Source organism: Clostridium saccharobutylicum DSM 13864, from assembly GCF_000473995.1.
Lineage (GTDB): Bacteria > Bacillota > Clostridia > Clostridiales > Clostridiaceae > Clostridium > Clostridium saccharobutylicum.
The window spans coordinates 1,979,591-1,995,099 of the sequence record NC_022571.1 but is presented as its reverse complement, the minus strand read 5'-3'; the positions used below and the strand labels follow the sequence as shown (position 1 = coordinate 1,995,099).

The window sequence follows — 15,509 nt, the reverse complement described above, 5'->3', positions numbered from 1 at the left end:
CTATATTCTTTTTCAAAGTGTTGCATTTATAATTAGGCTGTAGGTATTTCTTTAGTAGAAGTTGTTCCATTTCTGCTTGTCCAGATTGTTTGAGAATCATGCATGAATAGGTTCAATTTCTGCTGATAGAAATCCACAGTCCGATTATTTAGCAATCGCGAAAAAGAATACAGCTTCTTTCGGTGAGTTTCATCATAAGTCTAAGTTACAAGTTGATTGTCTATATTACGCTGTTTCTGTTTTGTTTATCATATTAACTAGAACAGGTGTAATTATTGCAGATATAAAAACTACAAATGATAATTGGGCAACTGCCATAGCAGTATTTGCTGAATAAGCTCCTGATACCCCTTCCATCAGTGCTGGCACTGTTAAAGACAATCCCGCTACACAGCAAATTGCAGTAGAACTATGTCCTCTCTGCTTCAAAATTTTTCTGTCAACCCAAAGTAATATTGGCCAGTTTAGTAACATATATGCTAAATACAAAAACATTCCATGATACCATGAGTGAACAACTGTTTTTAAATCAATACCACCACCTAGACAAAAACCTAGGAATGGTAACAAAAATTTAACTCCATCTTTTGTAAACTCCTTAATTTCCGAATCCAAGTATCCAATAAGCATTCCAAGAATAAAAGGTATGCATGTCGCCAAAAGGCTATTTATATCTAAACCGCCTCCTGATGCAAAACTTAAAATACATACTGGTATGAAAGGAAGTCCTACTATATTCATTAAAATAAATGTAGATTTATCAATCTTATCTCCACAATCCTGCATTAAAGCTATGTAAAGTCCAGGATTACAACTGGTAATACATGCTATCCAGGCTGTAGCAGATATACCTAAAAAGCCATCAATACCAAAGTATCTAATTATTGCAACACCAACAAAAACATTTAACACAAGTTTTAGTCCAAGTATCACGCCACCACGTTTCATCATGTTCTTTATTTGTGATAAATCAATTTGAATACCCATGCAGAATAACATAATGCCTATAATTGTCATGGTTCCTTTACTTGTAAACATAGCTGTCAAAGGGTTACCTATGTTTAAAACTTGTGGAAATATTGTATTTATTAATGCTGTAATAAACATAGGTATTAGCATCATGCCGCCTGGCACTTTCTGCATATTTTTTAAAATCTTAAATTTCATTTAAACACCTGCTGTTATTTATATAATTCTTTTAATTTTTGAAATGCATCAAAAGATCTGTTTATCATTTCCGGATCTACACAGTATGAAATTCTAACATATCCTGGGCAACCAAAATCATCTGATGGGACAATAAGAAGATTAAATTTCTTTGCATTTTCACAAAAGCTTACCGCATCTTCTTCTAATGCTTTCACAAATAAATAGAAAGCACCGTCTGGTTTTACACAGTCATATCCTATTTCAGTAAGCTTATCATATAACATCTTTCTATTTACATCATATAAATCTACATCTGAAGTTTTTCCCAAGCACTTTAAAACTACTTTTTGGAATAAGCTTGGAGCACAAACATAACCAAGTGAACGCCCTGCTCCACAAACTGCAATATAAACATCTTTAGAACTTTCTACTTCATCAGGAACCAGGATATAACCTATTCTTTCTCCTGGAAGAGAAAGTGATTTACTATATGAATAACATATAATTGTATTCTCATATAAAGCTGGAACATAAGGTGCCTTTATTCCATCATAAACTATTTCTCTGTATGGTTCATCAGATATAAGATACAAAGTTTTGTTATATTCTTTAGATTTTTTTCTTAATAAGTCTGATAGACATTTTAACGTTTCTTCAGAATAAACAACACCAGAAGGATTATTAGGAGAATTTATAATAATTCCTTTTGTATTTGAATTAATAGCTTTTTCTAATAAATCCATTTGAATTTGAAAATTATCTGTATCTGCTGATATTATTACATCTTTTGCACCTACACTTTTTATAAAAACACTATATTCTGGGAAAAAAGGTGCAATAATAATAAATTCATCACTTGAACTTGCAGTAAGTGCTTTAAGTGTAATACATAATGAAGCCGCTGCACCACATGTCATGTAAAAATTATCTGCTTTAAGCTGACAATTATATTCATTGTTCATATAATCAGCCAGGCCTTTTCTCACTTCAAAATCTCCTTGAGCTGAAGTATAACCATGAATTACATCTGATTTTTCATTTTCCAGCAATTCAATCATAGATTCTTTAACACACGCAGGTGCTGGAACAGTTGGATTTCCAATGCTAAAATCAAATACATTTTCCTTTCCAACAATTGCAGCTTGTTGTTTTCCATACTCGAATAATTCTCTGATAGTAGAACGTTTTGCTCCTAATTCATACATTTCTTTTGATATTGTCATTTTAATCACTCCTTATTGCTTATTGCTGTACAAATTAATACTTATAAATATCCTATAATCTCTTAGGTACATGAAAATAATTATAGTTTTTATATCTACGAGTATTATTTTTATTATAAACTATATACTTGTCTCACAAGTGCCCTTTTTTATAAAATCATGAACAGCTTCTACTGAACATTTTACCATACTTTCAACTGCAATATCAGTATAAAATGCCATATGCTGTGTCATTATAACATTTGGGAACTGACGAAGGTATGCCATTTTTTGATTGCTAATGATATCACTTCTCTTGTCTTCATGGTAAATACCATCCTCTCCTTCAATAACATCCAATGCTAATGCACCTATTTTTTTTAATTCAATTCCCTCAATCAATGAATCAATATCCATAAGTTCACCACGAGCACAATTTACTAATATTACTCCATCCTTCATATTAGTAATCTTCTCTTTATCAATAAGGTGATATGTACTTTCCAACAAAGGTGTATGAAGTGAAATAACATCGCAAGAACTTATAATTGTATCTAAATCTGTATATTCTGCATATTTTTTAACAATATCATTTTGATACATATCATAAGCAAGAATTTTGCAGCCAAAACCAGAAAGATTTTTAATAACACATTGACCTATCTTTCCTGTTCCAATTACTCCCACAGTCAATTCATGAAGTTCACGCCCCTGCAAACCATTTAGAGAATAATCATTCACATTTCCACGCCACATTGCCTGCTTATAATGTCTTAAAGACATTAATATTAACATTACTGTATAATCAGCTACACCTGTAGGTGGATAATTGGAATTTGCAATCTTTAAATCAATTTCATGAGCATGATTTACATCAATATGATTGTACCCTACTGTTCTTGTTACGCAACATTTAACTCCTAACTCTTTCAAACGATCTTCCACATCAGCTGTTATACAACATCTTCCTAAAATAGAAACTCCGTCATACCCATTTACTATTGATAGATTATCTTGAGTTAAAGCATATGGAACACAAGTTATCTCACATTGGTATTGTGACTCATATTTTTTAAAATACTCTTTTTCATCATCACGAACTTCAAACGCAATAATTTTCATAATAGCCCCCCCTAAATTTCAAATTAATAAAAAGTATAGCAAATAATATGAGTAATTGCTAATATCATTTCTTTCAGTTATAATAACTTAAAGTTATTACAACTATTAAGATAGTGACTCATATGGAGGAAAATCATGAATACTAGGCAATTGGAGTATTTCGTATCCTTAGCTGAAACACTAAGTTTTACTAAAACAGCTCAAAAGTTTTATATATCTCAGACTGCAGTAACAAAGCAAATTAAAACATTAGAACATAATTTAGATACTAAATTGTTTAATAGAAATAATCACCGTGTAGAATTGACACCAGAAGGTAATGTATTTTTATCACAAGCAAAAATTATTCTTCATAAAATTGAAGAAGCTACTGAAAGAGTTCGTTTAACCACTGTTGGTTTTGTTGGCTTATTGCGGATTGGATTTGTGCAAGGATATGAAAAGACATCTTTTTCTAATTTAATTTTTAAATTATATGATCAATATCCTAACATTTCAATCACATTTTTTAGGGGCACTGAAAAAGAATTATATGATAAAATCTTGAACTCAGAATTAGATATAATATTTAATACTTTGAACGAAAAAGAAATAACTTCATTTATGGACAAATGTTTAATTAAGAGATATTCATTGAATGTTGTTGTGCACCCAACACATACATTAGCAACACAAAAATCAATACTTCTTAAACAATTAACTGGAGAAAAGATTTTTAATTATAATGAATTTGAAGATATCTAATGATTAATCTCAAATATAATTCATGTAAAAAATGAATATGGAACACTTTATTTCATTTTTTATATGAATAAACTTTAATTATTCACGGATTTAACTTCAATGAATAACCTATTTAATAATAGTTATTTTTATTGGAGGTTATAGATGGAATATTATATTAAAGTAAAACCAAATGTAAAAATTTATGTAGAAGATCTTAATGAAGAATGTGAAAAAGTTATTTTATTTTTACACGGCTGGCCTGGAAGCCACAAGTTATTCGAATATCAATTTGATCAACTTCCTAAGATGGGATATAGATGTATTGGAATAGATATCAGAGGATTTGGAGATTCAGATAAACCTTATAGTGGCTATGATTATGATACATTATCAGACGATGTTAGGTATGTGATTGACACACTTAATTTATCAAATATTGTCTTAGCAGGTCATTCAACCGGAGGTTCAATAGCAATCAGATACATGGCTCGTCATAATGGCCATGGTGTATCAAAGTTAGCTCTCTTTGCCGCAGCAGCACCAAGTCTTATTAAGCGTCCTAATTTCCCATACGGTCTAGACAAAGAAACAGTTCTAGAAATTATTAATGGCACATATATAGATCGTCCAAATATGCTTCAAGGATTCGGCAATATATTTTTTCATAGATATATAACTAAAGCTTTTTCAGATTGGTTTTTCCAATTAGGATTGCAAGCTGCTGGATGGGCAACTGCAGCTATTGCGAATACTTGGATAAATGAAGTATTATTTTCAGATCTGCAAACAATAAAAGTTCCAACTTTAATTATTCATGGTATTCATGATAAAGTTGTACCATTTGAATTAGGTCAAATTCAAGAACAAAGCATTATAAATTCAAAACTTATACCATTTAAATATAGTGGTCACGCAACTTTTTATGATGAATGTGAAAAATTTAATCATGAATTAGTAAAATTTATTGAAGAATAAGTTAATCTTATTCCTAATAATACTAAAATAATTGAATAATAAATGGAATTTTAGGTTTTATTTTAATTTATTATTAGTTGTTTACTAAAAAAGTAACAGTTACAAAAAGAAAATTATATAATAAATGAGAGCACTTATAATTGAGGGGAAACTTTGGAATTCAACGGATGGAATAGCTTTGAGGATTTAGCTAAAGCTTGTGGATATACTACTTGTGATAATAATGATACAAATGAAAAAAGTAATGATAATGAAACAAATAAATCTTATAATATTGGATGCAATGATATACCTAATGGATTTCAATCTTTAAATCCTGAACTATTCATTATAATAGGCGAAATACTTGGAAATATAGTCGCTGGAAGCATTCCTTTTAATGTTCAAAATGCAATAGGCAATTGGCTTCAGCTAGTTGGACAAGCAATTTTAACATATAATGCTCAGCAACAATACTTTCAAGGAGGACCGGGAAGATATTTTAACCCCATATATTATAATGTAAATAATCCATTCTGTAGCACCGCATCCACAAATACTTCTCAAAATGCTAACTCAAATAATAATAATAATAATGAAAAAGATTCAAATTCTGATTCAAATATAAATTATACTCAAAATGAGGTTGATAAAATAAAATCTTTAGAATTTAGTATTAGTCAATTAAAAGCTGAAATTGAAGAAATAAAAAATACACTAAAAAAATAAAATATAAATTATAATAAAGTTTATATATGTTAAACTTTATTCTCTCCGTTATTTTTACGTAGGAATTCTATTTATATTTTCAATAGACTTTTAACTTTGTAGTAAATTAAGTAATAAAAAGAGCCCTATTTCTAGAGTTCTTTTTTCACTATTTGGAATTTATAATCAAACTATACTAGAATAGAATCATATAACTAGTTTGCCATTGATGTAATATCATTAGCCTGCGTTTCCTTAAAACCTACATGTTTCTTTAGCATAAAACTAAGTGGCAATCCAATTAAAACAATAATTGTAGATAAAAGATATATATCATTTATTCCCATTGTATATGATTTTTGCTGAATCAAATTATATGAAATGTTACTACTATCAAATAGGTTAGCATGATATTCTGTACGCGTTACTAATAATGAACTAAATATCCCTATAGCTAATGAACTTGATACTTGACGGAGCCAGTTGTTAATAGAAGAAGCATGTCCCGATAATTCTTTAGGTATAATAACCATTCCTGAATTTGTTATTGGCATAGTTGAAAATGAAATACCAATATATCTTATAGTCATCCAAAAAATTATGTAAGAATGAGATGTCATCAATGTTAAATTTGACATTTTGTATGATCCAAGTGCTATAAAGCAAATTCCTGTAATTATTAAAATTCTAGGATCAATACGATTGTATAAAGTTCCTACCATTGGCATCATAAGTGCCATTGCTAATGATGGTGGAAGTAAAATAATTCCTGTCTCTAAAGTTGATAACTGCTGTGAGTTTTGAAGAAACAATGGTGTTAATAATGTTCCGGCATATAGCGCAATTGTAACTATACTTACTGCAACTATACTTATACTATATTTCGTAAACTTAAATACTCTTATATTAAGCGCTGGTGAGTTGACTTTTAATTCTCTTTTTATAAAGATTCCTAAAGAAGCAATTGAAATTATAATAAGAGAAATTGTTTTAAAAGAACTCCATCCCCATACAGAACCTTCACTAAAAGCTACAAGTGTTGATAAACTTAAGATAATAACAGCTGCAAAACCAATAAAATCAAATGATTTAACTTTTGATAAATTATATTGAGGTATAAAACGAATTACTAAAACAATTCCTATAAGTCCTATAGGTATATTTACTACAAAAATTGATTTCCAACTATAATATTGAAGCAACCATCCACTTAATGTTGGACCAAGTGCAGGTGCAAGCATTGACGCCATACTCCACAAACTTATCGCAAAAGCATGTCTTTTTCTTGAAATAACTTGATATATAATAGTCATAGTTGATGGTATTATTAATCCACTAAATATACCTTGAATAACACGAAATGTTACAAGCATAGCTATATTTAATGAAAAAGCACATAACGCTGATGCTATAGTAAACCCACTAAGCGCAAACAAATATAATTTTTTATAGCTGAATTTTTCTCCTAGATAACCAGCTAATGGGCATGCTGTTCCTGTTGCCAGCATGAATCCTGTTAATATCCACTTTACAGAATCCAAATTCGTATTAAAACTTTTCATAAACATAGGTAACGCAATATTTACAGCGCTCATATTAAAAGTTCCCAAAAAAACTCCTAAAAATATTGCAAACATCACTGACCAAAAAGGTTCATTTTCTTCTTGTGTATTTTTCATTTATCTCATCCTCAATTCTTATTTATAATTTTAGGCACATGAAAATAAATAACAAGTCCATTTGCTAACCTATTTTCTATAATCCTGTATCCGCAAATTGACCTAATAGACACACTACGAGGGCAATTTTCCTCTTTGCCTGATAAAAAATATCCATGGCAACTTTGAACATGTTATTTATTTTCATGTGATTTAAAAAATTGATTATATGACAAAATAGACATATAATATCTATATGTTACTACTATAAAATTAATATGTCAATTTGTACATATAAGGAGCGATATTATGAATACATTATCTTATGGTCTTTTAGGATTCCTATCAAACGAATCCATGTCTGGTTATGATCTAATGTTAAAAATGAATTTATTTTGGCATACTAGACATAGCCATATATATCCTTTGCTAGCCAAATTAGAAGAAGATGGATATGTAGAATTTACATTAGTAAAACAAAATGGTAAACCTGATAAAAAAGTATACACACCAACAAAACTTGGAATCCAAGCTGTAAAGGAATGGCTTGAAAAAGTTACTCCTGAACCAGTTAATAAAGATGAGATGATGCTTAAAACATATTGTTTACATATACTAGGTAAAGACCAAGCAAAAAAATCGATTAAAGAAAGAGAAGAAATGTATCACAATAAATTTATTAGTCTTCAAAAGAGAATGGAAGATCTTAAAAAACAAGCTGATGGAATTCTTAATACTACTAATTCAAGTTATTTTGGTAGATTTATTATATTAAATAAACTTTTATCTGATGCAAAATCTGGTATAGAATGGTGTCAATGGGTTTATGGTCTTTATGATACTGACAATATAATCAATATTTTTGAACAAAGTCCCTTTCATTAAATTCTTAATTAAATTAGACTTTTAGCATCTGTAGTTTTTCTATATGTATGCGGTATAATTCTAATTTTTTAGCAAAATTAAACTTCTGTTATTCATATATGATATAAGGCACATTCAAAAAAATAGTAAGTCCATGTGCCTAACTTGTCTTTGCAACATAATATAGATATCCAATTTGTAAATAACACTTATGCTTTGAATATATATCCAAAAGTAGAAATAGAGGTCATGCATTTGTGTAGTGTTACCTTAAAAAATTTTGATAGCTATGCTTCTTAGACTGTAAGTTGTTCCACATGTGCTTGTTCACAGCGTGTCTGTGAAGCAAGCATTGTGGGTACAACTTGCAGTCTTAGAAGCATCTATCAAAATTTTCAGTAACCGAAACAAATGCATGACCTCTATTTCGGTTAGCTATTGCATAAGTCTAAGTCTTGATTTAGATATCTACAAATTTTCTACTTTCATAGCTCTCATTGCATTTAAAACAGCAAGTAATGCTACTCCAACATCGCCAAAAACAGCTTCCCACATAGTTCCAAGACCAAAAGCTACAAGAACTAATATAATAAGTTTAATTGTCAAAGCAAAAATTATATTTTGCATTACTATAGTTCTTGTCTTTTTTGCAATTTTTATAGCTGATGCTATTTTTGAAGGTTCATCTGTCATTATAACTACATCTGCTGCTTCAATTGCAGCATCTGAGCCAACACCGCCCATTGCTATCCCTATATCAGCTCTTGCTAAAACTGGAGCATCGTTTATTCCATCACCTACAAATATAATCTTCCCCTTAGGAGACTTTTCATTATATAATGCCTCTAACTTATCAACTTTTTGATCTGGTAATAATTCAGCATAGACTTCATCTACACCTAATTCTTTTGAGATTTTGCTTCCCACTGCTTTATTATCACCTGTAAGCATAACTGTCCTTTTAACACCAATTTCTTTTAAAGCTCTAATTGCACTTTTTGAATCACTTTTTACTTCATCAGATATAATAATATATCCTGCATATCTTTTATTTATAGAAACATGGACTACGGTCCCTATAGTTTCTACTGCATTATAAGATATATTTTCTTTATCCATCAATTTATAGTTACCAGCAAGAACCTCTTTTCCTTCAAGAAGAACTTTAACACCATAACCTGATATTTCTTCATAGCCTTTTATTTTATCTTTAATTATTTCTTCACCATAGGCTTTTAATATAGATGTTGCTATTGGATGATTAGAATAATTTTCTGCATAAGCAGCACAAGCTATGAGTTCATCTTTTGAAATATTGTTTTCTGGTTTTATTTCTGTTACCTTAAATACCCCTTTTGTAAGTGTCCCAGTTTTATCAAATACAACCATTTCAACATCATTTAATGCTTCAAGATAATTTCCACCCTTAACTAATATTCCATTCTTTGATGCCCCGCCTATTCCTCCAAAAAATCCAAGAGGTATAGATACAACTAAAGCACATGGACAAGATACAACTAAAAACGCTAAGGCTCTATAAATCCATGAAGAGAATGTTGCCCCATCTATAACAAGAGGTGGAATTATAGCTAATGCTAACGCTGCAAAAACAACGGCTGGTGTATAATATCTAGCAAATTTAGTTATAAAATTTTCTGTTGGCGACTTTTTACTACTTGCATTTTGAACTAAATCCAATATCTTTGCAATAGTAGAATCTCCAAATTCTTTTTCTACTTTTATTGTTAAAAGTCCATTCTTGTTAATAACTCCACCTAAAATGCTATCTCCAACTCCTACTTCTCTAGGAACTGATTCTCCAGTTAAAGCAGCAGTATCAACCATTGAATTTCCTTCAATTACTTTTCCATCTAGTGGAACTTTCTCTCCTGGTTTTACTATTATTACATCACCTATTCCTACTTCTTCTGGTGATACCTTTTTAATATCACCATTTATCTTCAAGCTTGCAAAATCAGGTCTAATATCCATAAGAGCCGAAATAGATTTTCTTGAACGATCAACAGCCATATCTTGGAATATCTCTCCTATTTGATAGAAAAGCATAACTGCTACACCTTCAGGATATTCACCTATTGCAAATGCTCCAATAGTAGCTATACCCATAAGAAAATTTTCATCAAACACTTGACCTCTGCTTATATTTTTTAAGGCTCTTAGAATAACTTCTCCTCCTACAAGTAAATAACTTACCAAATACATTATTAATTCTATTAAGTTAGAAAACTTCATAACAGTTGCTATTCCAAAAATTATTGCACCAATGCAAAGTCTAATTATTTCACTCTTATTATTTTCATTTTCTTCTTTATTTTGAACTTGATTATTTGAATTTTCGATTACTATAACATTAACATCTGGTTCAATTTTTTTTACTATTTTTTTAACATTTTCAATAATATCATTTTGTTTTGATGGATTATTTATCTCAATAATAAGCTTTGCTTTTATAAAATCTACTACTGCACATTTTACATCCTCTATTTTATTACATTCTCTTTCAATTTTTGCTGCACAATTGGCACAACATAATCCCTCAAGTAAAATCTCTTTCTTTAAAACTTTTTTTAATTCTTTTTCTTTAACTTTAACATGAGATTCAATATTAGTGACTATATTAGTTACAGATTTTATTAATTCTTCTACCTTATTAGTTTCTTTTATTTCTAATATTAAAGTTTTAGTAATAAAATTTACGTTAGCAGAATGAATTCCTTCCAATTCATTAATTTGCTGTTCCATTTTATTGGCACAATTTGCGCATCCAAGTCCTTCTAAAATAAATTCTTTCTTTATATTTTTAATATCATTTTTATTTGATAATTTTGCTTTTGTTGGACCCTTAACTATTTTTATATTGCTTGTCATAATATCACCCCCTATTTAAAACTCACTTTTTTTCTGATATATGAATTAACCCTTGATCAAAGATTCTTTTAACATGATCATCATCTAGTGAATAATAAACTACTTTACCTTCTCTTTTATACTTTACTAATCTTGCTTGTTTCAAAACTCTTAACTGATGAGAAATTGCTGATTGAGTCATTCCAAGTAATGCTGCTATATCGCAAACACACATTTCTGCTTGAAATAATGCACATAATACTTTAATTCTGGTTGAATCTCCAAGTACCTTAAACAAATCAGCTAAATCATAAAGAGTCTCCTCCTGTGGTATACATTCTCTAACTTTACTAATTATATCTTCATGAATCATTGTACAATTACAAGTATCGATATTATTATTTTCCAAATTCGCCACCCTCTTTTCTTGAACATATGAACATTTATTCATATGTTCATTATATACAATGCGACTTTATTTTGTCAATACAATTTGAGAATTATTTTCACTAATTTACCAGACATATTTTATTTAAAAATCATAAAACTAATATTGATATGGAGGTGTTTAATTATGACTAGAAGACCTTTGGTTCCAGAAGCAAAAAAGGGATTGGATAAATTAAAAAATGAATTTGAAAACGAATTTGGTATAGAAATTAATGATAGTTATAAGCGGAATAAAACATCAAGATTAAATGGACATATTGGAGGTTCAATTGGCGGGCTAATGACTAAGAAAATGATAGAATCTTATGAAAAGAGTCTAATTGATAAATAACTAAAAATCATAATGACACACAATATATAAATTTTATATTATTCTAAATATTAGAAAGGTACTATCCATAAGATGATTTTTAATCATCTTAGTGATAGTACCTTTTTACTAATCATATTGTCTAAATAAGTTTATTTAAACACATATTATAAAGTTAATTTATATAAAAAATCTATATTACATTAAACTAATTTATACAACTTCATCTTCTGGTTTATCTGGTGATTCTCCTTTTTGAAGTGTACTGTGCTTTCTTCCATAAAATGCGTACATTAAAAGTCCTATTGCAAGCCAAACTAAGAATCCCATCCAAGTTTTTGCATGCAATCTGCTTAATAAAATTACGCAGCATATTATAGATAATGCAGGAGTAACTGGAACTCCAGGAGCTCTAAATATTCTTTTGAAGTTTGGCATAGTTTTTCTAAGTACTATAACTGCAACAGATACTGAAATAAAGCTTAATAATGTTCCTATACTTAAAAATTGAACAATAATATCTAATGGTAAAAATCCAGCTATTATTGCTGCTATAGTACCAGTTATTAAAGTTGAGAAGTATGGTGTTTTGTGTTTAGGATGTACTTTTGAAAATATCTTTGGTAAAAGTCCATCTCTTGACATAACCATGAATATTCTAACTTGACCATAAAGTACTACCATAATAGTAGAAATCATTCCAAGTACTGCTCCTGTTCCTACTAAAGCTGCACCCCAATTTATACCTACTCTTGCTAACGCACCTGGTACTGCATTTTCAGAAATTATTTCTTGGAAAGGAACCATTCCTGTAAGTACAACTGCAACTGCAACATAAAGTACTGTAACTGCTATTAAACAAATTATAATTCCTAATGGAATATCTCTTTTAGGATTTTCAGCTTCTTCTGCAGCTGTTGATATTGCATCAAAACCTATAAATGAGAAGAATATAGCAGCTGTTGCCGCAAAAATTCCATTAAATCCAAATGGAGCGAAAGGTTTATAATTAGCTGGACTTATATGTGTTACTCCAAGTATTACAAATATAACGATTATAGAAATTTTTATACCTACAATTATGTTATTAACTTTTGCACTTTCCTTCATTCCATAATATAGAATATATGTTATTACCGCTATTATTAATATAGCTGGTAAATCTACTATTCCACCTTTAGCTGGTGATGTAATAAAAGCTGATGGCAATGTTATTCCAAATGAGTTTAATATTCCAACAAAAGTACCTGACCATCCTGATGCAACAGCACTACATGCAACTAAGTATTCCGCTGTAAGACACCATCCAATTATCATTGCAATTATTTCACCAAATACTATATATGAATAAGAATATGTACTTCCTGCTACTGGGAACATAGTTGAAAGTTCACAATAACATAATGCACAAAGACATGCTATTATACCTGCGATAATAAATGAAACTATTACTGCTGGTCCAGCTGCATGTGCCCCTTCTCCTGTTGCGACAAAGATACCAACACCTACAACTGCTCCAATACCAAATGCTGCTATATCTTTAGCTTTAAGATTTTTCTTTAAATCTGTCTTTTGTGCACCTTGCAACATCTGTTCTAATGATTTTTTCTTAAAAATGTTCATAAAAATCCTCCCTATTTGATTATTTAATCCATTCGTTAAAAATTCCGTTTTAATGTGCTAATGACATAGCATACTATTATATTTACCGAAAAATTTTAAAAACACAATAAACTCATTAATATATTATCATATTTTAATAATAATTAGCAAGATGTTAACAGTCTGATAAAGTAAAGAAATTATATTTAAAAGTATTTTAAGCCAAAAATTTGACTTTATTTATCTTTTTAGTATTTAATTGGTCCCTTATATAAAAATATTATCTAACGTTCTACATATTGCTTGTTATTTTTACATTTTTATAGTATATATTATGCCCAATGCTAATTAAATATAATAAAAATATTTTCTACACAATCATTTATAATAATCAATTTAATAGAAGTACAATATATAATAATGTAGTATATAAATAAAACCTAGAAGAATACACTTCTAGGTTTTATTATGAATACATTAATGCAAATATATTCATAATTTATCAAAAATTCAACACTTTTCTCGTAAAATATTTCTCTAACTAAAACTTTAATTTCGAACTTTTAGTTTATTCAATTTACGCAAATTCTTAATTATTTTTACAATATTCTTCTATAGTATTTGCTACAGTTTTAGCTTGAACTACTGCTTCAACAACTGTTTTGGCTCCTGTGACTACATCTCCAGATGCGAATGTACCTTTTCTAGTTGTATTTCCTTTTTCATCTGTAATAATTAATCCCCATTTATTAGTGTTAAGTTCTTTTGTATTAGATACTATATTTGTTTTAGGAGTTTGGCTTACAGCAATTATTATTGAATCACATTCAAAAAATTCCTCTTTTCCTTCAATAACCTTAGTTACTATCTTACCATTTTCATCTGTTACATTTTCTGTAGATGATAATCTAATACCTTTTTCTGTTATTTCAATAGGTGATTTGAATAAATTGAATATAACTCCATCTTCCTTAGCTTCCATTATTTCTTGTTTGGTCGCACTCATTTCATCAAAGCCTTTTCTATAAAGTACAGTTACTTCTTTAGCACCATTTCTCTTTGCACTTCTTGCTGCATCCATTGCAACATTTCCAGCTCCTATAACTGCAACTTTTTCTCCTAATCTATACGCTTCTGGAGACTTTAAATAATCTATAGCAAAATGTGCATTTCCTCTAGTTTCTCCCTTTATATTCAAAGTCTTAGGATTCCATACTCCAGTCCCAATAAATATAGCCTTATATCCATCCTCATACAATCTATCAAGAGTTATTACTGGCCCAATAAGAGTATTAGGTCTAATTTTAATTCCTAATTCAACAAGTCTATCTTCAATTGTATCTAGTATTTTTTTAGGCAATCTGTATTCTGGTATACCATATCTAAGTACTCCACCTATTTTCACGTGTGCATCAAAAATAGTAACATCATAACCTTTATTAGCTAATATGAATGCAATTGTTATTCCTGCCGGACCTCCACCAATTATTGCTATTCTATCTTTATCTTTTGGTAAATTTTCAAATCTCACCTCTTCTAAATACTTCATTGATATCTCATATTCTATATCATGAAATCTTATTGGTTCCCCTTTAATTCCCTTTATACAGTTACCTTTACATTGATCTTCATGAATACATACTAGTGAACAAACTGCTGAAAGTGGATTGTTATTAAATAAAATTTCTCCTGCTTCTCTTAATCTATTTTCTTTATAAAGAGATATAATCTCTGGAATAGATGTTTGTATTGGACAATTTTCCTTACATCTTGGTTTCTTGCACAATAAACATCTATCTGCTTCATCTAATAATTGTATGTCGTTACATGTCATCTTAAAATTCCTCATTTCTTTATATATATATAGTATACTAACTTAGTTCTTATTATTTTTCA

The 15,509-nt window shown here is 29.4% G+C and carries 13 protein-coding genes; 5 read left to right on the top strand and 8 right to left on the bottom strand.

From position 1 onward, the window contains the following. Positions 1-225: 225 nt before the first annotated feature. The 3 genes from CLSA_RS08690 to CLSA_RS08680 form a co-directional block, all read right to left on the bottom strand. Positions 226-1,167, bottom strand: a complete 942-nt coding sequence (locus CLSA_RS08690) for a 2-keto-3-deoxygluconate permease (RefSeq protein WP_022745483.1) — start codon at positions 1,165-1,167, stop codon at positions 226-228. Between the two features lie 14 nt (positions 1,168-1,181). Beyond that, positions 1,182-2,372, bottom strand: coding sequence for a pyridoxal phosphate-dependent aminotransferase (locus tag CLSA_RS08685; protein WP_022745480.1), 1,191 nt, complete (start codon positions 2,370-2,372; stop codon positions 1,182-1,184). A gap of 120 nt (positions 2,373-2,492) precedes the next feature. Then, positions 2,493-3,473, bottom strand: coding sequence for a D-isomer specific 2-hydroxyacid dehydrogenase family protein (locus CLSA_RS08680; RefSeq protein WP_022745478.1), 981 nt, complete (start codon positions 3,471-3,473; stop codon positions 2,493-2,495). Positions 3,474-3,608: 135 nt separating this feature from the next. Between CLSA_RS08680 and CLSA_RS08675 the strand changes: the two genes are divergently transcribed. The 3 genes from CLSA_RS08675 to CLSA_RS08665 all read left to right on the top strand — a co-directional run bounded on the left by CLSA_RS08675 (position 3,609) and on the right by CLSA_RS08665 (position 5,882). Next, positions 3,609-4,217 (top strand): LysR family transcriptional regulator, encoded by a 609-nt coding sequence (locus CLSA_RS08675; protein ID WP_022745474.1) that lies wholly within the window; start codon positions 3,609-3,611, stop codon positions 4,215-4,217. Positions 4,218-4,361: 144 nt separating this feature from the next. Next, positions 4,362-5,174 carry an alpha/beta fold hydrolase gene (locus tag CLSA_RS08670; protein ID WP_022745471.1) on the top strand — a complete coding sequence of 271 codons (813 nt, stop codon included), beginning with the start codon at positions 4,362-4,364 and terminating at the stop codon, positions 5,172-5,174. Positions 5,175-5,327: 153 nt separating this feature from the next. Further along, entirely contained in the window at positions 5,328-5,882 is a 555-nt protein-coding gene (locus tag CLSA_RS08665; RefSeq protein ID WP_022745467.1) for a hypothetical protein, read from the top strand. Positions 5,883-6,076: 194 nt separating this feature from the next. Here the strand turns inward: CLSA_RS08665 and CLSA_RS08660 are convergent, their stop codons facing one another. Next, a complete protein-coding gene (locus CLSA_RS08660; RefSeq protein ID WP_022745464.1) occupies positions 6,077-7,540 on the bottom strand; it encodes an MDR family MFS transporter in 1,464 nt (487 codons plus the stop codon). Positions 7,541-7,828: 288 nt separating this feature from the next. On the opposite strand from CLSA_RS08660, the gene CLSA_RS08655 reads away from it, so the two are divergent. Beyond that, on the top strand, positions 7,829-8,404 hold the full coding sequence (locus tag CLSA_RS08655) for a PadR family transcriptional regulator (protein WP_022745460.1): 576 nt from the start codon (positions 7,829-7,831) through the stop codon (positions 8,402-8,404). Positions 8,405-8,851: 447 nt separating this feature from the next. Here the strand turns inward: CLSA_RS08655 and CLSA_RS08650 are convergent, their stop codons facing one another. Both CLSA_RS08650 and CLSA_RS08645 read right to left on the bottom strand, forming a co-directional pair. Beyond that, positions 8,852-11,272: a heavy metal translocating P-type ATPase gene (locus tag CLSA_RS08650; RefSeq protein WP_022745456.1), complete on the bottom strand. Its 2,421-nt coding sequence runs from the start codon at positions 11,270-11,272 to the stop codon at positions 8,852-8,854. Between the two features lie 22 nt (positions 11,273-11,294). Continuing rightward, positions 11,295-11,660 (bottom strand): ArsR/SmtB family transcription factor, encoded by a 366-nt coding sequence (locus CLSA_RS08645; protein WP_022745453.1) that lies wholly within the window; start codon positions 11,658-11,660, stop codon positions 11,295-11,297. 165 nt (positions 11,661-11,825) lie between these two features. On the opposite strand from CLSA_RS08645, the gene CLSA_RS08640 reads away from it, so the two are divergent. Next, a complete protein-coding gene (locus CLSA_RS08640) occupies positions 11,826-12,032 on the top strand; it encodes an alpha/beta-type small acid-soluble spore protein (RefSeq protein WP_022745450.1) in 207 nt (68 codons plus the stop codon). Between the two features lie 192 nt (positions 12,033-12,224). Here the strand turns inward: CLSA_RS08640 and CLSA_RS08635 are convergent, their stop codons facing one another. Together CLSA_RS08635 and CLSA_RS08630 are read right to left on the bottom strand one after the other, a co-directional pair. Then, on the bottom strand, positions 12,225-13,634 hold the full coding sequence (locus tag CLSA_RS08635; RefSeq protein ID WP_022745446.1) for an amino acid permease: 1,410 nt from the start codon (positions 13,632-13,634) through the stop codon (positions 12,225-12,227). 568 nt (positions 13,635-14,202) lie between these two features. Next, complete coding sequence (locus tag CLSA_RS08630) at positions 14,203-15,462, bottom strand: NAD(P)-dependent oxidoreductase (RefSeq protein ID WP_257788113.1); 1,260 nt, start codon at positions 15,460-15,462, stop codon at positions 14,203-14,205. Between the last annotated feature and the right edge of the window lie 47 nt (positions 15,463-15,509).

Excerpts from the sequence above, each read along its gene's own strand:
- CLSA_RS08680 (WP_022745478.1), bottom strand. The coding sequence starts at position 3,473 with ATGAAAATTATTGCGTTTGAAGTTCGTGATGATGAAAAAGAGTATTTT.
- CLSA_RS08675 (WP_022745474.1), top strand. The coding sequence starts at position 3,609 with ATGAATACTAGGCAATTGGAGTATTTCGTATCCTTAGCTGAAACACTA.
- CLSA_RS08670 (WP_022745471.1), top strand. The coding sequence starts at position 4,362 with ATGGAATATTATATTAAAGTAAAACCAAATGTAAAAATTTATGTAGAA.
- CLSA_RS08660 (WP_022745464.1), bottom strand. The coding sequence starts at position 7,540 with ATGAAAAATACACAAGAAGAAAATGAACCTTTTTGGTCAGTGATGTTT.
- CLSA_RS08650 (WP_022745456.1), bottom strand. The coding sequence starts at position 11,272 with ATGACAAGCAATATAAAAATAGTTAAGGGTCCAACAAAAGCAAAATTA.
- CLSA_RS08630 (WP_257788113.1), bottom strand. The coding sequence starts at position 15,462 with ATGAGGAATTTTAAGATGACATGTAACGACATACAATTATTAGATGAA.
- CLSA_RS08635 (WP_022745446.1), bottom strand. The coding sequence starts at position 13,634 with ATGAACATTTTTAAGAAAAAATCATTAGAACAGATGTTGCAAGGTGCA.
- CLSA_RS08685 (WP_022745480.1), bottom strand. The coding sequence starts at position 2,372 with ATGACAATATCAAAAGAAATGTATGAATTAGGAGCAAAACGTTCTACT.
- CLSA_RS08690 (WP_022745483.1), bottom strand. The coding sequence starts at position 1,167 with ATGAAATTTAAGATTTTAAAAAATATGCAGAAAGTGCCAGGCGGCATG.
- CLSA_RS08655 (WP_022745460.1), top strand. The coding sequence starts at position 7,829 with ATGAATACATTATCTTATGGTCTTTTAGGATTCCTATCAAACGAATCC.
- CLSA_RS08640 (WP_022745450.1), top strand. The coding sequence starts at position 11,826 with ATGACTAGAAGACCTTTGGTTCCAGAAGCAAAAAAGGGATTGGATAAA.